This window comes from Caballeronia sp. LP006 (assembly GCF_031450995.1).
In the GTDB taxonomy this organism is placed as follows: domain Bacteria; phylum Pseudomonadota; class Gammaproteobacteria; order Burkholderiales; family Burkholderiaceae; genus Caballeronia.
Genome location: NZ_JARTVW010000002.1, coordinates 681,722 through 703,958, shown reverse-complemented (window position 1 = coordinate 703,958; position 22,237 = coordinate 681,722). Strand labels below are relative to the sequence as shown.

The 22,237-nt window shown below is 62.8% G+C and carries 23 protein-coding genes; 12 read left to right on the top strand and 11 right to left on the bottom strand.

Annotation, left to right across the window (positions count from 1 at the left end; translation table 11 throughout):
- Nucleotides 1-29: 29 nt before the first annotated feature.
- From P9250_RS03910 to P9250_RS03865, 10 genes are all read left to right on the top strand, one after another.
- Complete coding sequence (locus P9250_RS03910) at nucleotides 30-764, top strand: aspartate/glutamate racemase family protein (protein WP_310391199.1); 735 nt, start codon at nucleotides 30-32, stop codon at nucleotides 762-764.
- 210 nt (nucleotides 765-974) lie between these two features.
- A complete protein-coding gene (hydA, locus tag P9250_RS03905) occupies nucleotides 975-2,420 on the top strand; it encodes a dihydropyrimidinase (RefSeq protein ID WP_244831174.1) in 1,446 nt (481 codons plus the stop codon).
- Between the two features lie 80 nt (nucleotides 2,421-2,500).
- Entirely contained in the window at nucleotides 2,501-4,141 is a 1,641-nt protein-coding gene (locus P9250_RS03900) for an ABC transporter substrate-binding protein (protein ID WP_310391197.1), read from the top strand.
- A 73-nt stretch (nucleotides 4,142-4,214) separates the two neighbouring features.
- Complete coding sequence (locus P9250_RS03895) at nucleotides 4,215-5,255, top strand: ABC transporter permease (RefSeq protein WP_310391195.1); 1,041 nt, start codon at nucleotides 4,215-4,217, stop codon at nucleotides 5,253-5,255.
- Complete coding sequence (locus tag P9250_RS03890) at nucleotides 5,252-6,103, top strand: ABC transporter permease (RefSeq protein ID WP_250511705.1); 852 nt, start codon at nucleotides 5,252-5,254, stop codon at nucleotides 6,101-6,103. The genes P9250_RS03895 and P9250_RS03890 overlap by 4 nt, the downstream gene beginning before the upstream one ends.
- Entirely contained in the window at nucleotides 6,100-7,767 is a 1,668-nt protein-coding gene (locus tag P9250_RS03885; RefSeq protein ID WP_310391193.1) for an ABC transporter ATP-binding protein, read from the top strand. Before P9250_RS03890 ends, P9250_RS03885 begins: the two co-directional genes overlap by 4 nt.
- On the top strand, nucleotides 7,764-8,690 hold the full coding sequence (locus tag P9250_RS03880) for an NAD(P)-dependent oxidoreductase (RefSeq protein WP_310391191.1): 927 nt from the start codon (nucleotides 7,764-7,766) through the stop codon (nucleotides 8,688-8,690). The genes P9250_RS03885 and P9250_RS03880 overlap by 4 nt, the downstream gene beginning before the upstream one ends.
- A 23-nt stretch (nucleotides 8,691-8,713) precedes the next feature.
- Nucleotides 8,714-9,472, top strand: coding sequence for a 3-oxoacyl-ACP reductase family protein (locus tag P9250_RS03875; RefSeq protein ID WP_310391189.1), 759 nt, complete (start codon nucleotides 8,714-8,716; stop codon nucleotides 9,470-9,472).
- A gap of 47 nt (nucleotides 9,473-9,519) precedes the next feature.
- Entirely contained in the window at nucleotides 9,520-10,422 is a 903-nt protein-coding gene (locus P9250_RS03870; RefSeq protein ID WP_310391186.1) for a polysaccharide deacetylase family protein, read from the top strand.
- 71 nt (nucleotides 10,423-10,493) lie between these two features.
- A complete protein-coding gene (locus P9250_RS03865) occupies nucleotides 10,494-11,213 on the top strand; it encodes a GntR family transcriptional regulator (protein WP_244831166.1) in 720 nt (239 codons plus the stop codon).
- Here the strand turns inward: P9250_RS03865 and P9250_RS03860 are convergent.
- The 9 genes from P9250_RS03860 to P9250_RS03820 all read right to left on the bottom strand — a co-directional run bounded on the left by P9250_RS03860 (nucleotide 11,210) and on the right by P9250_RS03820 (nucleotide 17,749).
- Nucleotides 11,210-12,019, bottom strand: a complete 810-nt coding sequence (locus P9250_RS03860) for a TIM barrel protein (RefSeq protein ID WP_310391183.1) — start codon at nucleotides 12,017-12,019, stop codon at nucleotides 11,210-11,212. The genes P9250_RS03865 and P9250_RS03860 overlap by 4 nt on opposite strands.
- The gene (locus tag P9250_RS03855; protein ID WP_244831164.1) at nucleotides 12,019-12,438 is read right to left on the bottom strand and encodes a RidA family protein; all 420 of its coding nucleotides are present in this window, start codon (nucleotides 12,436-12,438) and stop codon (nucleotides 12,019-12,021) included. Before P9250_RS03855 ends, P9250_RS03860 begins: the two co-directional genes overlap by 1 nt.
- Before the next feature lie 12 nt (nucleotides 12,439-12,450).
- The gene (locus P9250_RS03850) at nucleotides 12,451-13,218 is read right to left on the bottom strand and encodes a transporter substrate-binding domain-containing protein (protein ID WP_244831163.1); all 768 of its coding nucleotides are present in this window, start codon (nucleotides 13,216-13,218) and stop codon (nucleotides 12,451-12,453) included.
- 75 nt (nucleotides 13,219-13,293) lie between these two features.
- Nucleotides 13,294-14,022 (bottom strand): amino acid ABC transporter ATP-binding protein, encoded by a 729-nt coding sequence (locus tag P9250_RS03845; RefSeq protein ID WP_310391181.1) that lies wholly within the window; start codon nucleotides 14,020-14,022, stop codon nucleotides 13,294-13,296.
- Nucleotides 14,019-14,693, bottom strand: a complete 675-nt coding sequence (locus P9250_RS03840) for an amino acid ABC transporter permease (protein ID WP_244831161.1) — start codon at nucleotides 14,691-14,693, stop codon at nucleotides 14,019-14,021. The genes P9250_RS03845 and P9250_RS03840 overlap by 4 nt, the downstream gene beginning before the upstream one ends.
- Complete coding sequence (locus tag P9250_RS03835; protein ID WP_244831160.1) at nucleotides 14,690-15,382, bottom strand: amino acid ABC transporter permease; 693 nt, start codon at nucleotides 15,380-15,382, stop codon at nucleotides 14,690-14,692. The genes P9250_RS03840 and P9250_RS03835 overlap by 4 nt, the downstream gene beginning before the upstream one ends.
- Nucleotides 15,383-15,409: 27 nt before the next feature.
- Complete coding sequence (locus P9250_RS03830; protein WP_310391178.1) at nucleotides 15,410-16,114, bottom strand: substrate-binding domain-containing protein; 705 nt, start codon at nucleotides 16,112-16,114, stop codon at nucleotides 15,410-15,412.
- Between the two features lie 16 nt (nucleotides 16,115-16,130).
- Complete coding sequence (locus P9250_RS03825; protein ID WP_244831158.1) at nucleotides 16,131-16,793, bottom strand: aspartate/glutamate racemase family protein; 663 nt, start codon at nucleotides 16,791-16,793, stop codon at nucleotides 16,131-16,133.
- An 11-nt stretch (nucleotides 16,794-16,804) separates the two neighbouring features.
- Nucleotides 16,805-17,749: a glutamate cyclase domain-containing protein gene (locus P9250_RS03820; RefSeq protein WP_244831157.1), complete on the bottom strand. Its 945-nt coding sequence runs from the start codon at nucleotides 17,747-17,749 to the stop codon at nucleotides 16,805-16,807.
- A 312-nt stretch (nucleotides 17,750-18,061) separates the two neighbouring features.
- On the opposite strand from P9250_RS03820, the gene P9250_RS03815 reads away from it, so the two are divergent.
- Nucleotides 18,062-18,904, top strand: a complete 843-nt coding sequence (locus P9250_RS03815) for a GntR family transcriptional regulator (RefSeq protein ID WP_310391174.1) — start codon at nucleotides 18,062-18,064, stop codon at nucleotides 18,902-18,904.
- Nucleotides 18,905-18,919: 15 nt separating this feature from the next.
- Here P9250_RS03815 and P9250_RS03810 read toward each other — a convergent pair whose 3' ends face one another.
- Nucleotides 18,920-20,254: a PLP-dependent aminotransferase family protein gene (locus P9250_RS03810; protein WP_310391172.1), complete on the bottom strand. Its 1,335-nt coding sequence runs from the start codon at nucleotides 20,252-20,254 to the stop codon at nucleotides 18,920-18,922.
- Nucleotides 20,255-20,348: 94 nt separating this feature from the next.
- Here P9250_RS03810 and P9250_RS03805 point away from each other — a divergent pair, with 94 nt between their 5' ends.
- Complete coding sequence (locus tag P9250_RS03805; protein ID WP_244831154.1) at nucleotides 20,349-20,963, top strand: DJ-1/PfpI family protein; 615 nt, start codon at nucleotides 20,349-20,351, stop codon at nucleotides 20,961-20,963.
- Between the two features lie 25 nt (nucleotides 20,964-20,988).
- Here the strand turns inward: P9250_RS03805 and P9250_RS03800 are convergent, their stop codons facing one another.
- Entirely contained in the window at nucleotides 20,989-22,218 is a 1,230-nt protein-coding gene (locus P9250_RS03800) for a Gfo/Idh/MocA family protein (RefSeq protein ID WP_250467851.1), read from the bottom strand.
- Between the last annotated feature and the right edge of the window lie 19 nt (nucleotides 22,219-22,237).

The following is a 22,237-nucleotide window of genomic DNA, read 5'->3' as shown; positions in this document are numbered from 1 at the left end:
TCAGGCCACGAATCGAACGAAAGGAAGTCATGCGCATCAAGCTCATCAATCCCAACACGACGCAAGGCATGACCGACGCGATGGCCCGCTGCGCGCGCGCGGTCGCTTCGCCCGGCACGGAAGTCGTGGCAGTCGGTCCGACAATGGGCCCGCCTTCGATCGAAGGCCATTACGACGATGCGCTCGCCACGCCCGGCCTCCTCATGGAAGTGGCGCGCGGCGAGCAAGAAGGCTGCGACGCGTATGTGATCGCCTGCTTCGGCGACCCCGGCCTCTACGCCGCACGCGAACTTGCGCGCGGACCGGTAATAGGCATCGCGGAAGCGGCGATGCATGCCGCAAGCGTGCTTGCGCCGGGCTTTTCCGTGGTGACGACGCTCGGACGCACGCGCGGACTTGCCTGGCATCTCGCGCAGCGCTACGGCATGGAGCGCTTTTGCCGCAACGTGCGCGCGACCGAACTCGCCGTGCTCGAACTCGAAACGCCCGGTTCGGCCGCGCGCGCCACGATCCTCGAAGAATGCCGGCGCGCACTCGACGAAGACGGCAGCGAGGCGATCGTGCTGGGCTGCGCGGGCATGGCCGATCTGTGCGCGGAGTTGCAGGACACGCTGGGCGTGCCCGTCATCGACGGTGTGACGGCCGCGCTCAAGTGGTGCGAGGCGCTCGTCACGTTGAAGCTCAATACCGCCAAGCGCGGGGAATTCGCACGGCCGCTGGCCAAGCGCTACGTCGGGGAACTCGCGGCATTCAGTCCGCTTTGACCCTGTAAGGCTCAACGCCCTTCGCTTCAAACCCTTCCTTCTTCACAAAATTACGCGCGCCCGGACCGTTGAACGTCCCGGCGCGCGCTGCCGCTGATCGGCTGGAAAGCTAGTCAACAACGTTGTTAACAACGAAAGTATTTTTGACACGATATTTTTCGGTGTAGTTTACTTGAACATGTCAACAACGCCCGCTACACCGGAGCATGCATGGACGCAGAATTCGACCTCGTGATTCGCAACGCCCAAGTTGCCACCGCAAGCGATACGTTCCTCTCCGACATAGGTGTGAAGGACGGCCGCATCGTGCAGATGGGTTTGTCGCTCGGCGCGGGCAAGCGTGAAGTGGACGCGCAAGGCCGCATCACCACGCCCGGCGGCATCGACGCGCATTGCCATCTGGATCAGCCCATCGCGCCGCCCGCCCGCATGACCGACGACTTCGAGTCCGGCACGCGCTCGGCGGCCTGCGGCGGCACCACGACGATCATCCCGTTCGCGGCGCAGCAAAAAGGGCAAACGCTGCGCGCGGCCGTAGACGACTATCACCGGCGCGCGGAAGGACGGGCGAGCATCGACTACGGCTTTCACCTGATCGTCTCGGACCCGACGCCGGACGTCATGGCGAATGAGTTGCCGCAGCTCATCGCGGAGGGCTACACGTCGTTCAAGATCTACATGACCTACGACGACATGAAGCTCGACGACGGCCAGATTCTGCGGCTGCTCGCGCTGGCCCGCGCACACGGCGCCATGGCGATGATCCACGCGGAAAACAGCGAGTGCATTGCGTGGCTCACCGAAAGCCTGCTCGACGCGGGTCTCACCGCGCCGCGCTATCACGCCGCCTCGCGTCCCATGCTCGTGGAGCGCGAAGCCACGCATCGCGCCATCAGCTTGGCCGAACTCGTCAACGTGCCAATGCTGCTCGTGCATGTCTCCGCGCGCGACGCGGTCGAGCAGATTCAATGGGCGCGAAGCCGCGGCCTCAAGGTGCTGTCCGAGACCTGCCCGCAATATCTGTTTCTCACGGCCGAGGACCTCGGCATGGACGACGGCTACGAAGGCGCGCGCTGTGTGTGCAGTCCGCCGCCGCGCGACAGCGATAGTCAGGAAGCGATCTGGAGCGCGCTCGCGGACGGCACGTTCACCGTGTTCTCGTCCGACCACGCACCCTTCTCCTTCGAAAGTCCCACGGGCAAGAAGCCCGGCGGCGAGGAAGTCGCGTTTCCGTATATCCCGAATGGCATTCCGGGCATTGAAACGAGACTGCCGCTGCTCTATTCCGAAGGCGTGATGACCGGGCGCATCTCGATCAACCGCTTCGTCGAACTCACCGCGACCAACCCCGCGAAGACCTACGGGCTGCATCCGCGCAAAGGCACCATCGCGATCGGTTCGGATGCCGATCTCGTGATCTGGGACGAGCATCCCGACGACCCCGTGCGCCTGACCAACGCCATGCTGCATCACGCCGTCGATTACACGCCATACGAAGGCCGCTCGCTCGATTGCTGGCCGGCCTACACCATCGCGGGCGGCGAAGTCGTGTGGGACGGAAGGCGCTACTTCGGCACGCCGGGACGCGGACGCTTCTTGCCGCGCGGCCTGCCCACCATCGTTCCGGCCAAACCTGCCGGCCGCGCGGCGCGATGAAGTGCGACGCGTCTGCTTCGAGTTCGCATCAACGGTTCCATCCGATCCCACCGGTCTCATCTTCACGCAAGGAGCGTGTCATGTGGCAAACCTACGACGCCAAGCCCGTGTCCGCATTTACGCGAGCGGGTTCCATCCAGCTTGCGCGGCTTATCGCGGCGGCCGCCGCGCTCGGCATCGGCGCGCTTGCCATGCCCGCCTTCGCGCAGAACAACAATTCGGTTCTGGTCGTGGCCGGGCCGCGCACGCCGGAGTCGCTGGATCAGGAATATCCGCCGACCGAAGCCAGTCACGAGGCGCGCCGCAACGTGTTCGAACGCTTGCTCACCTATGAGATGAAGCCGGGTGAAAACGGCGTGACCGTCGAGGACTTCAGCAAGCTCAAGGGTGCGCTCGCTGAAAGCTGGGAGACTTCGCCCGACAAGACTTCGATCACCTTCCATCTGCGCCCCGGCGTCAAGAGCTATGCGGGCAACACGCTCACCGCCGACGACGTCATGTGGACCTTCCAGCGCGGCTGGAATCTGAAGGCGACGTTCCGCTGGTACATGACGCAGGTGCTGAAGATCACCGACTTCGACACGGCCTTCAAGAAAATAGACGACCACACGGTGAAGGTCACGCTGCCGGGTTCGTCGCCGCTGATCGAACGGCTGTGGGTGAACAACGATCTCGGCATCATCGATTCGGTCGAGATCAAGAAGCACATCACGCCGGACGACCCGTGGGGATCGCGCTGGCTCGCGAGCCATTCGGCATCGTTCGCGCCGTATCAGGTCACGAAGTATTCGCCCGGACAGGAAGTGGTCTACGAGAGCAACAAGAACTACTATCGTGGCGCGCCGAAGCTCACGCGTATCGTGTTCCGCGAGATGCCGACGTCGGCCAACCGTCTCGCGGCGTTGCAGGCGGGCGCCGTCGATGTGGCCGAATGGCTCGCGCCGCGCGAACAGGCCACGCTCGAAAAAATGCCCGGCGTGAAAGTGTGGAAGGTCTACGGCAACTACATTCAGCGCGTGGAAATGAACAACGCCGTTGCGCCCTTCAACAACGACAAGGTGCGTCAGGCGCTGAACTACGCGGTGCCGCGCGAGCAGATCCTCAAGTCCGTGTTCTACGGCACGGCGCGGCCCACCAAAAGCCCGGTATCGGAGATCTATCCCGCGTACACGGATCAGTACTACCACTACACCGAGGACCTCGACAAAGCGCGTGCTTTGCTGAAGGAAGCGGGCTACGAGAAGGGCTTCAAAACGCAGTTGGGCTATCCCACCGGCGACCAGACCGAGGAAGAACTGGCGATCATCCTGAAGACGGCTTTCTCGAAGATCGGCGTGGACGTGGAATTGCAGAAGCTGCCTGCATCGACGCTCGTCGAGCGCTATTCGAAGGGCACCATTCCCATGTACTTCTTCCGCGACATGGCTATCGTGCCGGATGCCGCGTACGTGACGAATCTCTGGCTCAACAGCGCGTCGCTCATCAACTATTCGCATTACAAGAATGCGGAAGTCGACAAGCTCATCAACGACAGTCTTTCGATGACCGACGAAGCCAAGCGCAAGACTTCGATGGAGCGCGTGCAGCAACTCGTGATGGGCGAAGCACCGTGGGTGTTCCTCATCAATCCGGGTTATCAGCTTGCCACGCGCGCCAACATCAAGGGCTATAGCTGGAACACGACCAACGGCAATACCTGGTACGACTTTTCCAAGAACTGAGGTCCTTACGCCGTGACGCCGCCGCGCAAGCCAGCGGCGTCTTCGCGGCGCGATCCTCCTGAAGGAGTTCGCGATGTCCCTCTTCACCGCGTGGCGTTCGGCGCCGCGACCGCTTCGCATCGTCGTCGCGCGGATCGGCATTCTCATCCCGCAGATGTTCGGCGTGATGTTCGCGACCTTCCTGCTGATCCGCCTCCTGCCGGGCGACCCCGCGTTGCTCATGCTCGGCAACATGGCGACGCCCGACGCCATTGCATCATTGCGCGAGAAACTGCATCTCAACGGCACGGTATGGTCGCAATTCGGCGGCTATCTCGTCGCGCTGATGCACGGCGACCTCGGCACCTCGATGTTCACCTCGAACCCCGTCACCGTGGATCTGCTGCAACGCGTGCCCGCCACGCTCGAACTCATCACCTATTCGATGATCCTCACCGTCGTGCTCGGCGTTGGGATCGCCGTGACCTCGGCGGTGCGAGCGGGCGGACTGGTGGATCGCGCGAGCCGCGTCTACGGACTTGCCGCCGGCGCGATACCGGACTTCTGGGTCGGGCTCCTCCTCATCTACGCGCTCTTTCATATGGCGGGCATTGCGCCCGCGCCGTTCGGACGCGTCGATTCATTCGTCACGCCGCCGCCCACCGTCACCGGCTTCTACACCATCGACAGCGTGATTGCCGGCGACTGGGAAGCGTGGCGCTCGGCGGTCGCGCATCTGTGGCTGCCGGTGCTCACGCTCACCATCGTCAACATGGGCGGCCTGATGAAGCTCACGCGTTCGACTTTCGAGGGCATCTATCGCAGCGAGTTCATCCGCCATGCGCGCGCGTCCGGGCTTTCCGAGCGCATGCTCGTGCGAAGCGCGCTGCGCAACAGCCTGCCGCCCATCATTACCATGATCGGTTTTCTGTTCGGCTTCCTGCTTGGCGCGGCCGTGCTCGTGGAGACCATCTTCGCGTGGGGCGGCCTCGGGCAATACGCGGTGCAGGCCGTCATGAACAGCGACTATCCCGCGTTGCAGGGTTTCGTGCTCGTCGCGGCGGCCTTCATTCTGCTTGTCTACACGGCGGTGGACGTGCTCTACGGACTCGCCGATCCGAGGATCGAAATATGAAACCGATGAACGCGCTCTCCGCTTTTCGCCAGCGTCTCGACAAAGCGCTGATCTTCGGGCTTGCGCTGCTCGTGTTGCAGATCGTGCTGATCGTATTCGCGCCGCTCATCGCGCCGCATTCGCCAATAGAAGCGGACCCGTCCAATATTCTGAAGGCGCCTTCGTGGCACTACTGGTTCGGCACCGACGTATCGGGCATGGACATTCTCTCGCGCGTGATCTACGCAACGCGCATCAACCTGCTGATCAGCGTGACGGCCGTGGCGATTGCCTTCGTGATCGGCGTGCCGATTGGTCTTTTCATCGGCTACTACCGGAATATGTTGAGCACACTCGTGATGCGCGTGTTCGACTTCATTCAGTCGTTTCCGGTGTTCGTTATCGGCATGGCGCTGGTGTCGGTCATGGGCCAGGAAATCTGGAACGTGGCGATCGTGCTCGCCGTGCTTTTCATTCCGATGTTCGCGCGCCTGATCCGCGCCGAAGTGCTCTCGTTGCGCGACCGCCCGTTCATCAGCGCGGCGCGTTGCAGCGGCGCGACGGACGCGGGCATCATGTTCCGCCACATTCTGCCGAACGCGATCACGCCAGCCATCGTGCAGGTTTCGATCAGCATCGGCATGGCGATTCTTCTGACCGCGGGTCTTTCGTTCGTCGGCGCGGGCGTGCGCATGCCGACGCCCGAATGGGGCTTGATGGTCGCCAACGGCGCGCAGCAAATGATTCTCGGCGTGTGGTGGGCGGCGCTCTTTCCGGGCCTTGCCATCATCGTGTCCGTGCTGACCTTCGCCATTCTCGGCGATGCCGTCAAACGTATTGCGGAACCCGTCTCGCGAGGTGAGCAATGAACGCGTCTTCGCGACCCGTGCTGCTGGAAGTCGAACGGCTCACCGTCTCGTTCGGCGATACTCCCGCCCGCCGCGTTCTCGATGAAGTGAGCTTCACGCTGCGCCAGGGCGAGATTCTCGGCATCGTCGGCGAAACCGGCGCGGGCAAGTCGGTGCTGGCGCGCTCGATCATCGACCTGTTGCCGGAGGGCGGACACATCGACGGCGGGCGGGTGATGCTCGCGGGGCAATCCGTGCTCGACATGCCCGCGCGCGAGAAGCGGCGCTTTCGCGGCGGCGAGGTCGCGCTGATCGGCACCAATGCAAAGATGCTGCTCGATCCGGTGGAGACAGTCGGCGCGCAGATCGTGCGCGTGTTGCGCGTGCATAAACGCATTGGACGGCAGTCGGCATGGCGCGAGGCGATCGAACTCTTTAAGCAAGTGCGGATCGTGAATCCGGAAGCGCGCGCGCATGCTTATCCGCACGAACTATCGGGCGGCATGGCGCAGCGCGTGGTCATTGCGATGGCGTTGATCGCCCAGCCCAAGGTCTTGCTCGCCGACGACGCCACGCTCGGTCTCGACGCGACAATCCAGTTGCAGGTGCTCGATCTGCTCGCGCAGAAGGGCCGCGATCTGGGCCTCGGCGTCGTGATGGTCACGCACGATCTCGGCGTCGTCGCCAACTATTGCGACCGCGTGGCGATCATGAAAGACGGCCGGCTGATCGAGCTCGCTTCGGTCGGACCTTTTCTGCGCAGCCCGCAAGAACCGTACAGCCGCGAGTTGCTCGATGCCGCGAAAGCGCGCCCCGCGCCGCGCGAGCCCGATCTGCGCACGGACGCCGACAAGGCCGCCGCGCGCCGTCCTTTGCTCGAAGTCGAACACCTGGTGAAGACCTTCGTCTCGGACCGCAATCATGCCGTCGTGCGCGCGATCGACGATGTGTCCTTCGCCATCGCGAAGGGCGAGACCCTCGCGCTCGTCGGCGAGAGCGGCTCGGGCAAGACGACGACCGGCCAATGCTTGTTGCGTCTGCTCGATGCGGACTCCGGCGTGATTCGCTTCGATGGTGTGAACACGCTCGATCTGTCGGAACGCGCATTCCGGGCCGTGCGACGGCGCATGCAGATGGTCTTCCAGGAGCCTTATGTATCGCTCAATCCGCGCTGGCAGGTCCGCGATCTGATTGCAGAGCCGTTCGCGCTCGGCGAGAAGCTCACGCGCGCCGACCGCGAGGCGCGCGTGCTGCATCTGCTCGATCTCGTGAATCTGTCGCGACGGCGCGCGACTGCGTATCCGCATGAGTTGACGGCGGGCGAACAGAAACGCGTGGGCATCGCGCGGGCGCTCGCGGCCAATCCCGACTTCGTCGTCTTCGATGAATGCACGACCGCGCTCGATATTCGCGTGCGTGCGCAGATCATCGACCTCGTGCGTAACCTGCAGGCAGAGATGGGCTTGTCCGCCTTGTTCATCACGCACGATCTGAACTCCGTGCGCTCGCTCGCGCACTATGTCGCGGTCATGCGCAACGGCAGGATCATCGAAACTGGCGAGGCTGAAACCGTATTCGAGCGGCCGGTCGAAGAGTACACGCGCAAGCTCCTGAAGGCCGAGTTGCCGATAGAGGAAGTCGCAAAGACGGTTCACCATCTCGATGTCGCGGGAGAAAGACAATGAGCGTGCCGCAGAGAATCATCGTAACGGGCGCGGCGGGGCTCGTGGGCCGCGCGGTGGTCCGGCTTTTAAACGCGCGTGGCGATGAAGTCGTCGCGATGGATCGCAGCGGCAGGTTGCGCATAGACGATGTCACCGTCGCCGAATGCGATCTTCGCCACGTGCATGGACTGCATGCGCTGGCGCGCGGCGGCGTGTCGGGCGTCATTCATTGCGGTGCGTTTTCCGGGCCGATGGTCGCGCGCGATAACCCCGCCGCCATGTTCGACGTGAACATCGGCGGCACGGCCAACATGCTGGAAATAGCGCGCATACATGGCGCGCGCCGCTTCGTGTATTGCTCGTCGACGAGCGCTTATGGCGATACGCCGCCTGGTCCCGTCCCTGAAGATGTCGTGCTCGCGCCCGCCAGTCTTTACGGCGCGAGCAAGGTCTGCGGCGAGCAACTCGTCTGCGCCTACGCGCGGCAATACGGCGTGGATGGCGTGAGTCTGCGGCTGTCGTGGGTGTACGGCCCGCATCGCACGACCGACTGCATGATCCGCCGCATGCTTACCGACGCCATGGCGAAGCAGCCGACGCGCGTGCCGTTCGGCCTCGACTTTCATCGCCAGTACATTCATGTCGACGATGCCGCCGCCGCGCTCGTCGCCGCGCTCGACGCGCCGTCGCTGCCGCGCCGCACCTACAACATCACCGGTGGCGTGCGCGCGACGCTCGGCGAAGTGGCGGATATCGTACGCCGCGTGATGCCCGGCGCGGATATCGAACTCGCGCCCGGTCCCGATCCGCTCGACGAGAATCAGGAACGCTTCGACATTTCGGCGGCGGCCACGGACTTGGGTTACAGGCCGCGCCTCGACCTCGAAGCGGGCATTCGAGCTTACGCGCAATGGCTCGCCGAAACATCGGCCGAAACCGCATGATCGAATCAAGGAGGAGCATCAGCATGGAATCGTTCTCGCTGAAGGGCCGCACGGCGTTCGTGACCGGCGGCAACACGGGTATCGGCCGCGCCATCGTGCAACTGTTCGCGGCTCAGGGCGCGAAGGTCGGCATTTCGCATATCGGCGATGCAGCCGGCGCGCAAGCACTCGCCGACGAACTCGCCGCCAGCGGTGCAGAAGCCGCCGTGACCGAATGCGACGTCACCGATGCCAATGCCGTCGCGCGCCTGAACGCATGGAGCCGCCAGCATCTCGGCCCCGTCGATATTCTCGTGAATGCGGCGGGAATCAGCGGCGAGACGCCGTTCGTCGATCTGTCCATCGACGAATGGGACCGCATGATGGCCGTGAATCTGCGCGGCACGTTCCTCGTCACCAAGCAGTTTTTCGCGGACATGATCGCGCAGAAGTACGGCCGCGTCATCAACATCGCCTCGCAACTCGCGTACAAGGGCACGTACGACATGAGCCACTATTGCGCGTCGAAGGCGGGCGTGGTCGGCTTCACGCGCGCGCTGTCCTACGAAGGCGCGCCGCACGGCGTGACCGTCAACGCCATTGCGCCGGGCCCCGTCGAAACCGCGATGCTCGCGAGCTTCACAAACGAATGGCGCGCGATGAAGTTCGCGCAGCTTCCCGCCGGCCGCTTCGGTGAAACCGGCGAGATCGCGCCTACCGCGCTCTTGCTCGCATCGGAAACGGGCGGCGCGTATTTCATCGGTCAGACGCTCTCGCCCAATGGCGGCGACGTGATGCTCTGAGCCCGTTCATCCTTTCGAAACACCACGACACGACACAGGAGTGCAGCATGGATCTCGATCGCGATTTCGTCGGTTATGGCGCGCATCCACCCCACGCGCGATGGCCGGGCAACGCGCGTATCGCCATCAACTTCGTGATGAATTACGAGGAAGGCTCGGAGCCTTCCATCGGCGATGGCGAAGCCGCCACCGAGACCTGGTTCACCGAATCGCACGGCTTGAACTCCGGCGTGCGCGGCCGCGATCTTGCAGCCGAAGGTCTCTTCGAATACGGCAGCCGCGTGGGGTTCTGGCGCCTCATGCGGCTTTTTCGGGAGCGCGGCCTGCCGCTCACCGTGTATGGCTGCGCGCTGGCGCTCGAACGCAATCCGCAGGCAGCGGAAGCCATACGCCATTCAGGCTTCGACGTGTGCAGTCACGGCTGGCGCTGGATCAAGCATTACGACCTGAGCGAGGAAGAGGAACGCGAGCATATTCGCCGCGCGATCGAGTCGCTTGAGCGCACGACGGGCGAGCGTCCGTACGGCTGGTATTGCCGCTATTCGCCTTCGGTAAACACGCGAAGGCTGCTCGTCGAGGAAGGCGGCTTTCTCTACGATTCCGACTACTACGGCGATGAATTGCCCTTCTGGAAGGTGGTTCAGGGCCAGCCGCATTTGGTGATACCCTACTCGCTGACCACGAACGACGGTCAGTTCGCCGGGTCGGTAGGCACGGCCAATCAGTGGTTCGAATTCATGCGCGACAGCTTCGACATGTTGTATAGCGAAGGCGCGACACAACCGAAGATGATGTCGGTCGGGCTGCATATGCGGCTCATCGGTCATCCGGCGCGCGCGGCGGGTCTTCAGCGTTTCCTCGATCATGTGATGAAGCACGAGGACGTGTGGGTCACGCGGCGTATCGACATTGCGAACCACTGGATCAAGGAACATCCGTTCGTGCGGTAAGCGGTCGGGCGAAGCGAGCCTGACCATCGGCATGTCTCTTTCGACATGCGCCAATCCATCAGACGCGGCACATGCTAAAAACCGTCGGCGAAACGCAGAAACTCAAGCCCCGCAAGACAGGCGACGGCGACAACACCAGCGAAGAGATTTACGAACAGATCTACGTCGCACTACTGGAGCATCGGCTCGTGCCCGGCACGAAGCTCGCCGAAGAACGTCTGGCCAGTATCTTCGGCGTGAACCGGGCACGTGTGCGCGACGCGTTGAGCCGGCTTGCATATGAACAGATCGTCGAGGTGTATCCGAAGAAAGGCTGGTTCGTCGCGAAGCCTTCGGTGGACCAGGCGCGCGATGTTTTCGAAGCGCGCAGGGTGATCGAACCCGCGGTCATTGCGCGGCTCACGCGCAGCATCACGCCTGACAAGCTCGCGCAAATGCGCGAGCACTTGCGGCTCGAAATGGACGCGCGCGAGCGTTCGGACAAGCGCGCGGTCATCCGGCTCTCGGGCGAATTTCACAATCTCGTGGCGACGCTCGCGGGTAACTCGTCGTTCACGCGCAGCGTGCGCGAACTATCGACACTGACGTGCCTCGTCATCCTGCTCTATAACGCGCCGATAACGTCGAGTTGCCGCGCCGATGAACACACCGCTATCGTCGATGCCATCGCCAAGGGCGACGGCGACAAGGCGGCGGAGTTGATGCTGCATCACCTCGATCACATTCAAAGCGCGCTCAATCTGGATGTGGTCGAGGAGGAAGTGGACCTGGAAGCGATATTCAAGCGCTAGGGTGCTTCTTTGAAGGCATCGAGCCACCCGAGCCCCGCGACCGTCGATTCACGAGGCCGATACTCGCAGCCAATCCAGCCTTCGTAACCCTGCGCCCGGATACTCGCGATCAACTCGTTCCACGGCATGTCGCCGGTGCCGGGTTCGTGGCGGCCGGGTGCGTCGGCGAATTGAATGTGCGCGACGTCGGGCGCATACAAGGCGAATTGCTCGACCACATCGAGACCGCTCATGCGGCAATGATAGGCATCGAAAAGCAGGCGCAACTTAGGTTGCGCGATCTCCTTCATCAACGCATGCGCCTCTTCGAGGCTGCGCAGAGCATAGCCCGGTACGTCGATCTGATTGAGGCATTCGAGCAGCAGCGTGACGCCGCTATCGCGCGCCGCATCCGCAGCCCACGCGAGATTTTCACGCAACGTATCGCGCACCTGTTCAACGGGCACGCCGCCTGGCGCAAGTCCAGCCATCACGTGAATGAGCCCGCACTTCAGCGCCGACGCGTAATGCAGCGCACGCAACACGCCATCGCGATACCGCGCCCGTTCGCCGGGAATGCATCCGAACCCGTTACCGCCGATACTTCCAGGCGGCGCGGCGGGCGTGTTGATCAGCACTTGCCGAAGCCCCGTGGCATCGAGCGTCGCCTTGAGAATCGCAGGCTCGAACTCATAAGGCGACGCGTACTCGACCGCGCTAAAGCCCTGCTTTGCGGCCGCCTCGAAGCGTTCGAGAAAGGGCAGCTCCGTGAAGAGCCACTTGAGGTTTGCGCAGAACCTGAGCGAAGTACCGTTCGATGTCTGCATCACTTCAGTCCGACGATCAGCTCGACTTCCACCGGCGCGCCGTGCGGAAGCTGCTGCACGCCGATCGCGCTGCGTGCGTGTCCGCCTACTTCGCTGCCCAGTGCGTCGATGAGTACGCGCGAGGCCGCGTCGATCACCTTGCCCTGCGCCGTGAAGTCCGGCGAGCAGGCAACGAAGCCGGTCAACTTGAGCACGGCCGCGATTTTCTCGCGCGAGCCGAGCGCGCGCTCCAGCGCCGCGAGACACGCATGCGCGCAAAGCGCGGCCGCGGCTTCGGCGTCGGGCATCGCAATCTCTTCGCCTACCTTGCCGCGATACTTCAGTTCGCCCGCCTCGCGCGGAAGCTGTCCGCTTACGAACGCAAGATTGCCGAATAGCCGTACCGGCGTGAGCAGGGTGGAAGCATTCGATGAATTCATGTCACCGCCCGTTCAATAAACGCTGCGCGAAATGTCGATTCCGAAATACTTCTTCCAGACCGCGTTGAGCTTGCCGTTCTGAAGATTGCTCGCAACCCACGTATCGAGCCAGCCTTGCATGGCGGCATCGTTTCGCTTGAGGCCGATGGCGAGCGGGTCTTCGGCCACTTGGAACTGATACTCGAAGTTGGATGCGGGGCTCGTCTCTTTGACGGCAAGCGCATCGGCAAGCGCAGCCACGAAGATGCTCTGCTGACCCGACGACACCGCCGTACGCTCGGTGGCCTCGTCCAGATAGCGGACGATGTTCACGTCCTTCACGCCCTTGTCCTTGATCGCCGCAACGAGATCCAGATCGGCCGTGGTGCCGCGCGCCGTAGCCACCGTCTTGCCGGCAAGACTCTCGACATCCTTCAGCGTGTTCTTGCCCGGCGCGACGACGAAGATCGGCTCGGTGGCATACGGGCGGCTGAAGCCGATCACCTTCTTGCGTTCATCGGTGACGGAGAACGACGCAACGACGATATCCGCCTTGCCCGTCAGCAAGAACGGAATGCGGTTGGGTCCGTTCACGGGGACGATATTCAGCTTCACGCCGAGGTCGTTCGCAATCAGGCGCGCGATATCGAGGTCGGTGCCGGTCTGCACGGCGTTCGCGTCGATCATGCCGTAAGGAGGATGTGTGAAGTCGATACCCACGTTGATGCTGCCGCGCGACTTGATGTCGGCGAGCGTGTCGGCGCTGGCCGCGCTATTAAGCGCGCATAAGGTCAAGGTCATTGCAAGGAATCGGGTCCAGCCGCGCTTCAGGTTCATTTCGCGTGCCTCTGGTTCAAAGGTTGATGAGTAAAAGGGTTACAGCCCGTTGCCTACGAAAACTTGAAGCTCGGCGGTTCTGGGCGCTTCGAGCATCGCGCCGCTACCCGCTTCCCAAACCACGCCGTCGTTCATGAACACCACTTTCTGCGCGACCGAACGCGCAAACGCCATCTCGTGCGTGACGATCAGCATGGTCATGCCATCGCTCGCAAGCCGTTCCATCACGCGCAGCACTTCGCCGGTGAGTTCGGGATCGAGCGCGGATGTCACTTCGTCGAACAGCATCACGGCAGGTTGCATGGCGAGCGAACGCGCAATCGCCACGCGTTGCTGCTGACCGCCCGAGAGTTCATGCGGATACGCCGATGCACGCGCGCCGAGTCCCACCTGATCGAGCACGTGTGCCGCGAGTTCGTCAGCGGCGGCGCGCGCGAGACGGCGCACCTTGAGCGGCGCGAGCGTGATGTTCTGCTTGACGGTCAGATGCGGAAACAGGTTGTAGCTCTGGAACACGATGCCCACGTCGAGCCGCAATGCGCGCAGGTCCACTTCCGTATCGCCGAGCTTGTGCCCGCATACTTCCAGCGTTCCGCCAGTGATGCGTTCGAGGCCGTTCACGCAGCGTAGCGCCGTGCTCTTGCCGGACCCCGAGCGGCCGATGAGCGCGACGACTTCGCCCTTGCGCACATCGAGATCGATACCCTTCAGCACTTCGGTCGAACCGTAAGCCTTGCGCACGCCCTTGAAAGTGACGATGTTGTTCATTGCGTCGAATCCTTGCCGAGTCTCGCACCGAAGCGTCCCATGCGTTCCAGCCGGACACTCATGCGCGCCACGGGATAACAGAGAATGAAATACACGCCAGCCGCGAGCGTGAAGATGACGAACGGCTCGAACGTGGTGTTGTTGACCATGCGCGACGTGTAGGTCAGCTCGCTCATGCCGATGACGACCGCATACGACGTGTTCTTGATGAGCGCGACGACGAAGCCAACTGTCGGTGGCACCGAAATGCGCAGCGCTTGCGGGAGGATCACGTGCACCATGCGCTGCAGATACGAGAGCGCGAGCGACTCTCCCGCTTCCCATTGCGTGGCGGGCACGGCGAGAATCGCGCCTTTCCATATCTCGGCGAGATAGGCGCCGGCGTTGACGGCGAGCGCGACGGATGCGGCAATGACCGGCAACACGTCGAAGCCGAAGAGCCCGATGCCGAAGTACACGACGAACATCGCGACAGGCAGCGGAATGCCCTGCATCACGGTGACGTAGGCGCGGCCGAGCCTCAACGCAATGCCGCGTCCCGACACGAGCAAGAGCGCCACGGGCAAGCCGATGATCGCGCCACCCACCGCTCCCGCGACCGACAATTCGACGGTGGCGAGCGTGCCCTTGAGCATGTAGGCGAGCTGGGCGTCCGTGAGGTTGAAGATCATGAACGTCCTCCGCGCGCACCCGCAAGACCCAGACGCGGAAACATGAACGCGCCTGCCGCAAGCAACGCCCAGCGCAACGCGCTGGCGAGCGCCAGATAAGCGAGCGCGATCACCATGTACGCCTCGAAACCACGAAACGTGATCGACTGAATCAGATCGGCAATGCCCGTGAGTTCCTCCGCCGATATCTGCGACATGATGGAAGTGGCGAGCATCATCAGGATGAACTGGCTCACGAGTGCGGGATACATCTTCTCCACCGCCTGCGGAATCTCGACATGCCACAACACTTGCCGCCGCGACATCGCGAGACACGACGCCGCTTCGATCTGGCCTTGCGGCACCGCTTCCAGCCCCGCGCGCATGATCTCCGCCGTGTAGGCGCTGACGTTGACCACGAGCGCTGCAATGGCTGCCTCGAACGCGGGTACGTGCAGCTTGATCGCCGCGAGCCCAAAGAAAATCCAGAACACTTGCAGCACGAGCGGCGTGTTGCGGATCACCTCGACATACGCGCGAATGGCACGCGAAAGACCGGCGCCGCCATGCAGACGGCCCACGGCGAGCGCCACGCCCAAGGCGAACCCTGGCACGGTCGCGACGATGGTCATGCGTATCGTCAGCCAGATGCCGTAGAGCAGATCGCCCCAGTACTGCTGCAGGAAGCTGAAATCGAATTGATAGTTCATGGCCGGCGGAAGGCTGTGGCTGCTGAATTAATCGAGACACTCGAGGCCGAACTTCTCGTAGGCATCGCGTGCGGCGGGCGAATCGAGTGCGAAGAGCAAGGCTTCGGTTTCAGGCGTTTCGTCGGCACCCGCGAAGGCGGCGATGGAGAAGCACGTGTACGACTGCACTTCCTCGGGCAGCGGACCGGCGATCTTTACGCCCGACACCATCGCAAGTTCGCTGAGTTGTTGAATGGCCACATCCGCATCGCCGCGCGTCACGCATTCGCCCGTGAATCCCTTGGGGATGACGGTCGCGTTCGTGTCGATCTGCTGCGCGATTCCGAGCCGCCCGAGCAAGGTCGCGAAGTAGACGCCGCTCGCGCCGCTGCGTGAATACGCAACGGACTTGGCCGCTAGCAGACAGCGCTTCAACTCGTCGACGGTGCGAAGCGGCGGCACAGACGCATTGCTCGCGACCGCCACGCCTATCCCGGTGCGCACGGTTGCACGCGCCCCGCGCGGGCTCAGAACACGTTGCGCGATGAGATCGTCGATGGCGGAGGTCACCGCGACCATCACGCTCGCACGCTCGCCACGCACGATGCGTTCGAGCAGCACGTTGGTGGGATCGAACGTCGCGTTCACAGCCAAGCCGTGGTGCCTCTCGAAGGCGGGCAGCACGCTTTCTGTAAGCGCGCCTTTCACGGCCAGCGTGCTCATGAGCGTAAGCGGCCTTGTCTCGTGGATCATCGCTTAGCTCCTTCTCTCAAAGACCAAGGCGGCTTTTGAGCCGCCGCACCGCGCTTTGCGGAGCGGCGAACACGGGAACACGCACCGCTTCTGTCACGAGCGCCTGCGCACGCGAAGTGGAGAAATGAGCGAGCAGGATCGCGTCGTAGCCATGCAGCTTCGCGGCTTCCTGGGCCACGAGCGCGTTGTGTGCCGATGCATCGCCCGCACGCAGCTTCGTCATGGCTTCGGCGGCCACGAACGTATCGAGCGTCGCTTGCGGATTGATGCGCGCGGCTTCCTCGGCGAACTCGGCTTCCATCGTCGGCACAGCCGGGGCGAAGGTCGCGATCATCGCGAGACGGCTGCCGCAGGCAAGCGCGTCCTGAAACATCGCGTCGTTCGGCTTGCAGACCGGCACCGGCAACTCGCGATCCGCTTTCTCTATGGCCGGACCAAACGCCGAACAGGTCGCGAGAATCGCGTCCGCGCCCGCTTCGTAGCCATAGCGCACGAGATTCACGAAGCGCTGCATCAGCGCCGGCGTGAGTTGCTCGTCCGCTGCGCGCGCGGCCGTGAGACCGTCGTCAAGCAGATTGCTCAAGCGCGCTTCGGGCCAGTCCGCTGCGAACGCGCGATGGATAGGCTCCATCGCGACCGGCGTGGCATGCAACAATACGATCGAAAGATCCTGTCTCATGGCCCGTGCCCCTAGCGCGCCACGCCCGGCGAAGACGAACGCGCGACGAGCGCCTGAATGCCGTCGATGATCGCAACGTGGTCTTCCAGCGGCAACCGGTCGATGGTCATCTGCAGCTTGCCGGGACGATCCACGCGGCTGTCGTCGATGGCCTGACCGATCTCCACGGCCGCCGCCAGCACCTCCTTCTCGAACGCGCCGTTGAAATGCGCGAGAAGCGGCTGTGCCAGCTCCGGCTTCAACTCCGCGACCGCGCCGAGCAAGCCATACGCGCCCCAGTTGGCGACGCCAGACACGATCAGATAGTCGGCCGGCGTGCGCGCGGCGATGAGCGGTCCGTTCGGGATGTCCGTTTCGACGATCTCTTTCGGCAACACGCCCATGCCGATCTCGTTGCCGCCGTCGCCGATCCCGATGGTCTTCCACGGCGCCTGCCATCCTTCGTCGGCGAAGAGGTAGTCGAGCGCGGCGGTGTCGTCGGAGATATCCCAGCCATGCTCGCGATGCGCGCGCCCGTCGGAGCCGAGCGAACAACGTTCGATGGCGATCAGATGCGTAATCGGATGCTCCGCCGTTTCGAGGCGCCTGCGCAGATCGCGCACGGCGGTGTCGTCGACATCGACCACTTCGAGCGCGACCTTGCCCGGCAACACGCGCGTCACGGCCCATGCGGCCTTGGCGCAAGGCGCATCGGTAATGACAGTCACGCGCATTCCCGCTTCGACAAAACCCGCTGCCAGTTGCGCCATGCCGTTGAGCCCGTCCGTTTCGGGCGAAGGCGGCTCGGCATGACGCACGAAAAATCCGCAGACGATGCCGATATGCGGCTCACGTTGTCCCGCAATGCTCGCGGCGGCGCGCGCCAGATTGCCCTTCGCGAAGGCGACCAGACGGCTGATGTCGCGCCGTACTTTCTGGCCGACGAGCGTTTCGATTCCTTCTATTGCGTCGCTCAACTCGTTCTCCTTTATTGGTGTGTCGTGCACGAACGGCCTGTTCGCAGGCGTGCCAGGGTCCTTCCGGGTCAGCGCCAGAATGTGTTTGGAACCTGGGTCGTCAGTGAAGAAGCCGGGTGCTTCGAATTGCTCGTCGATGAGCAACGACCCAACCTTAGCATGTGAATATACGTCGCGTATACTTTTCAAAAAAATAGTTGTTCACGCGCGCAAGAGCGTTATTGAGCAAGGCGAAGGCGTCATAGCCGACATCCTATATACTTCGCATATACGAAATTGAGCGCCTGCGCCAGCGCGGGAAAACGAGAGACTATGCCAAAGCTGAAAACCGCCGCCGCGAAGACCCCCGGCAGAATCGTGTCGCGCAAGACGTCGGCGCAAGCCGCGCTCGTGTCATCCGACGATCCATCGCAATCGATACTCGATGCAGCCGAACCCGTCGCCGCCGAAAGCTCGATGAGCCAAACCGATTCGGCCGTGAACGCCATTCGCTCGCGCATCATCGATCTGACGATTTCGCCGGGCAGCCGTATAGACGAACCCATGCTGCTGAACGACTTCATGCTCGGACGCACGCCTGCGCGCGAGGCCATCAACAGGCTGGTCGCGGAAGGCTTCGTGAATATCGTGCCCAACCGCGGCGGGACCTTCGTGCGCCGGCTCGACTTCGAGGAGATCGGCGAGATTCTCGTCGCGCATCAGCTAGCCGAGAATATCCTCGCGCAGATGATGCGGTTCGAACCGGGACTGGCGGAAGACCTGACGACGATTCAGACGCAATACGTCACGCAAGTTCAGGCGCGCGCGTTTCTGAACATCACCGCGCTCAACGAGAAGTTCCACATGCGAATGAATCAGGCCGTGGGCAATGGCTTTTTCTATGAGTTTGCGCAATCGACGCACCGCCATGTCCGGCGGCTTTTAGTGCATCTCTACAAGATGGAAGCCGAATCGACGCCCGAAGAGCAGGACCTGCAGTTCGACAGGAACTTGCGTGAGCACGACAAGATCATCGATATCGTGAAGCGCAAGGACCGCGCGGCGCTCGTGAAGTATCTGCCCGCGCATGCGCGAGCGACACAGGACAGGTTCGTGCATCTGCTCAAGAGTCGCAATGCCCCGCCGTTCGATCTCAACGTCAAGCAGTTTCCCTGACGCGCCGGTGCATCTTCAATATGCGTACTCGCCGATCACCCGCCTCACTGTCTCGAGCGAATCGCGCAGCACATCGCGCTCGACGGAACCCAGCGCCAGCCGAATGGCATGCGGCACATGCGGCGAAACCGAATAAGGTTCAGCGGTTGCCACCGAAATGCCCTCGCGCATGAGTGACGCTGCAACCTGATCGGCGCGAACCTCTTCCGCGAGCGGCAGCCACACGAAATACGACGCAGGATGACGGACGCATCGCATGCCCGCGAGGATGTCGGCGGCCATTGCCTGACGATGCTTCGCGTCGCGACGCTTCTCCGCTTCGAGCCGGCGCACGGTGCCATCGGTGAGCCATCCGCAAGCAATTGCCGTCATCACGCCCGGCGTGTTCCAAGTGGTCGCTCTAATAGCGCGTTCGATCGCTTTCATGGCGTCGGCGGACGCCACCACGAAACCCACGCGCAAGCCCGTCGCGACGCTCTTCGAAAGCCCGGAGACATAGACGGTCGACTCGGGTGCGAGCGCGGCCAGCGGTGCGGGAGGATCGTCGACGAGGAAGGCGTATGCGGCGTCCTCGATGATCAAAAGCCCGTGCTTTCTTGCAATCGCCACGAGTTGCTTGCGACGATGCGCGCTCATCACCCAGCCAAGCGGATTGTGCAAAGTGGGCATGGCGTAGACCGCCCGCACGCGGCGCGTTTTGCATAAGTGGTCCAGCGCATCCAGATCAGGCCCGGAGCCGGCCGTTGGAATCGGCGCGAGTTCGAGCCCGTGCGCCTCGGCCAGTACCTTGAAGCCGGGATACGTCAATGCATCGGCCGCGACGACATCGCCGGGACGAAGCAAGCCCACGACGGTCGCCGCGAGCCCCGCTTGCGCGCCGTTGACGATGGACACTTCGTTCGCGCTCACCGCAAGCCCGCGCGCCTTCAAATGTCGCGCCACGATTGCCCGTTCATGCGGACGGCCACCGTGAGGCTGGTAACGAAGCAGACTTTCGAGATCGCCCGAAGCGGCGAGCTGGCGCAAGGCGTTGCGCAGCAACTCGGCCTGACCCGGCAGCGACGGATAATTGAAGTTGAGATCGATCATGTCCGATCCCAACACGTGCTGATCGACACCCAGGCCCGGCGGCAGCGAGATTTCCCGCACGAAAGTGCCGCGCCCGGTCTCGCCGCGCACGAGGCCCATGGCTTCGAGTTCCGCATAGACGCGCGACGCCGTGACGAGAGCGAGGCCCTTCGTGGCCGCAAGCTGGCGATGCGTGGGCAGGCGCGTGCCCGCGCGCAAACGGCCCGCGCGGATATCGGCGGCCAAGGAATCGACGAGCGTCTTGTAGCGGGGCTGGGCCATGCGAAGATGTATCCATGACAATTATTTGATTGTAATGGACTCCTGGTTTAGCATCGGCTCATTCGATCATTCAAACGCTCAACGGTGCGCCATCATGCATATCGCCATTCTCACGTTCGAAGGCTTCAACGAACTCGATTCGTTCATCGCGCTGGGCATTCTCAATCGCATCAAAAAGCCACACTGGCGCGTGTCGATTGCGACACCCGAAACGCGCGTGAAGTCGATGAACGGCGTGGTAATCGAAGGCCACATTTCCCTGCGCGAGGCGAGTGACGCGGATGCGGTCATCGTCGGAAGCGGATTGCTGACGCGCGAAGTCGTCGCCAATGCAGCGCTCATGGCGCAGATGCGGTTCGATCCGGCGCGGCAGTTACTCGGCGCGCAGTGTTCGGGCACGCTCGTGCTGGCAAAGCTCGGGTTGCTTGGGGGTGTTCCCGCTTGTACCGATCTGACGACGAAGCCGTGGGTCGAGGCAGCCGGCGTGGATGTGTTGAATCAGCCGTTTTTCGCGAACGGCAATGTGGCAACCGCTGGCGGCTGTCTTGCTTCGCAGTATCTGGCAGCTTGGGTTATTGCGCGATTCGAAGGCGTGGAAGCGGCCGAAAGCGCGCTGCATTATGTGGCCCCTGTGGCCGAAAAAGAAGACTACGTTGCGCGCGCCATGCGCAATATCACGCCGTACCTGGCGCTCTCGCCTACGCTTTGATGTGCGGCGAGAGCGCTTCGAATCTTCAAGCGCTCTCGGCCACCGCAATCGGCCGCCCTTCTAGCGCCGACCGATAAATCGCCTCCATCAACACCTGATCGCGCAGACCTTCTTCACCCGGTGTGTCGGGCTGGCGATCATCGCGCACGCACTGCGCGAAGTGGTCGATTTCAAGCATGAACTGATCCTTGAATTCGAGCCGCTGCTCTTCGACCACTTCGAAATCGTCCTTGCGTCGCGCAATGCGCATGCGCTGTCCCTTGTACGCAAACGCGTTCTCGATATCGATCCAGCCTCTTTCCATACGGATACGCATATCCTTCGATTCATGCGCGCCATAACTGCTTGCGCACTGCGCAATCGCGCCCGAGGGAAAGCGTAACGTGAACGCGATGGTTTCCTCCACTTCCCGATAGCGTTCGTCATCGGCGGGATTCACGATCTGCGCATAGACCTCGACGGGTTCCTCGCCGAGCACATGACGCACGCCATTCAAACAGTACAAGCCGATATCCGGCAAGGCGCCGCCGCCCGCCAGGGCCGACCTCAAACGCCATTGACCGCCGGGACCTTGCACCTGCGCATTGGTCGCCTCGATGATGCGCGCCCTTCCCAGCTCGCCCGATTGCACGAGCTTCATCGCTGCACTGTTGAAGACTTCGAATTGGCAACGGTAAGCCACCATGAGCTTGACGTTCGCCTTCGCGCAGGCGTCGATCATCTGGCGCGCCTCGTCGGCGGTGTTGGCCATCGGCTTTTCGCATAGCACATGCTTGCCGGCCTTCGCTGCTGCAATGACGTGCGGCAGATGCAAGCCGTTAGGCGTGACGACGTATACCGCTTGAATGTCGGGATTGTCGGCGAGACGCGATATGTCATCGTAGTCATGGACGGCCGCTTCGTTCACGCCGTATTGCGCGGCCACCGCCCGCGCCTTGTCTGGACTGCCCGACACCAGCCCCGCAACCCGCGCGTGCTTACTGTTCACGAACGCCGGCAAAATCTGTTCGAGCGCCAAACGTCCTAGACCGACGATTGCAAAGCCAACACGTTTGTCCGGCGATGTCGGTGCTGGCGGCGGAGGCGATGGCTTGTCCGCATCGCCCTTCCAGTTCGGGAACTCGACCTTGCCGTCCTTGACGCTGCCCACGTCGATCTCCGCGGGCGCTTGCCATTCGCCGGATGCGGGCAGCTTCGGGCCATCGGCGGTGCCGGGGCCGGTGACGGAATAGGGAGTCGTATCGTTGCCAGACATGAGTAGTTTCTCCATCGTT

Coding starts and splice junctions, on each gene's coding strand:
- P9250_RS03845 (WP_310391181.1), bottom strand. CDS start 14,022: ATGAACAACATCGTCACTTTCAAGGGCGTGCGCAAGGCTTACGGTTCG.
- P9250_RS03895 (WP_310391195.1), top strand. CDS start 4,215: ATGTCCCTCTTCACCGCGTGGCGTTCGGCGCCGCGACCGCTTCGCATC.
- hydA (WP_244831174.1), top strand. CDS start 975: ATGGACGCAGAATTCGACCTCGTGATTCGCAACGCCCAAGTTGCCACC.
- P9250_RS03860 (WP_310391183.1), bottom strand. CDS start 12,019: ATGCAGACATCGAACGGTACTTCGCTCAGGTTCTGCGCAAACCTCAAG.
- P9250_RS03825 (WP_244831158.1), bottom strand. CDS start 16,793: ATGAGACAGGATCTTTCGATCGTATTGTTGCATGCCACGCCGGTCGCG.
- P9250_RS03835 (WP_244831160.1), bottom strand. CDS start 15,382: ATGAACTATCAATTCGATTTCAGCTTCCTGCAGCAGTACTGGGGCGAT.
- P9250_RS03885 (WP_310391193.1), top strand. CDS start 6,100: ATGAACGCGTCTTCGCGACCCGTGCTGCTGGAAGTCGAACGGCTCACC.
- P9250_RS03840 (WP_244831161.1), bottom strand. CDS start 14,693: ATGATCTTCAACCTCACGGACGCCCAGCTCGCCTACATGCTCAAGGGC.
- P9250_RS03900 (WP_310391197.1), top strand. CDS start 2,501: ATGTGGCAAACCTACGACGCCAAGCCCGTGTCCGCATTTACGCGAGCG.
- P9250_RS03805 (WP_244831154.1), top strand. CDS start 20,349: ATGCATATCGCCATTCTCACGTTCGAAGGCTTCAACGAACTCGATTCG.
- P9250_RS03855 (WP_244831164.1), bottom strand. CDS start 12,438: ATGAATTCATCGAATGCTTCCACCCTGCTCACGCCGGTACGGCTATTC.
- P9250_RS03815 (WP_310391174.1), top strand. CDS start 18,062: ATGCCAAAGCTGAAAACCGCCGCCGCGAAGACCCCCGGCAGAATCGTG.
- P9250_RS03865 (WP_244831166.1), top strand. CDS start 10,494: ATGCTAAAAACCGTCGGCGAAACGCAGAAACTCAAGCCCCGCAAGACA.
- P9250_RS03810 (WP_310391172.1), bottom strand. CDS start 20,254: ATGGCCCAGCCCCGCTACAAGACGCTCGTCGATTCCTTGGCCGCCGAT.
- P9250_RS03880 (WP_310391191.1), top strand. CDS start 7,764: ATGAGCGTGCCGCAGAGAATCATCGTAACGGGCGCGGCGGGGCTCGTG.
- P9250_RS03870 (WP_310391186.1), top strand. CDS start 9,520: ATGGATCTCGATCGCGATTTCGTCGGTTATGGCGCGCATCCACCCCAC.
- P9250_RS03850 (WP_244831163.1), bottom strand. CDS start 13,218: ATGACCTTGACCTTATGCGCGCTTAATAGCGCGGCCAGCGCCGACACG.
- P9250_RS03830 (WP_310391178.1), bottom strand. CDS start 16,114: ATGATCCACGAGACAAGGCCGCTTACGCTCATGAGCACGCTGGCCGTG.
- P9250_RS03875 (WP_310391189.1), top strand. CDS start 8,714: ATGGAATCGTTCTCGCTGAAGGGCCGCACGGCGTTCGTGACCGGCGGC.
- P9250_RS03800 (WP_250467851.1), bottom strand. CDS start 22,218: ATGTCTGGCAACGATACGACTCCCTATTCCGTCACCGGCCCCGGCACC.
- P9250_RS03910 (WP_310391199.1), top strand. CDS start 30: ATGCGCATCAAGCTCATCAATCCCAACACGACGCAAGGCATGACCGAC.
- P9250_RS03890 (WP_250511705.1), top strand. CDS start 5,252: ATGAAACCGATGAACGCGCTCTCCGCTTTTCGCCAGCGTCTCGACAAA.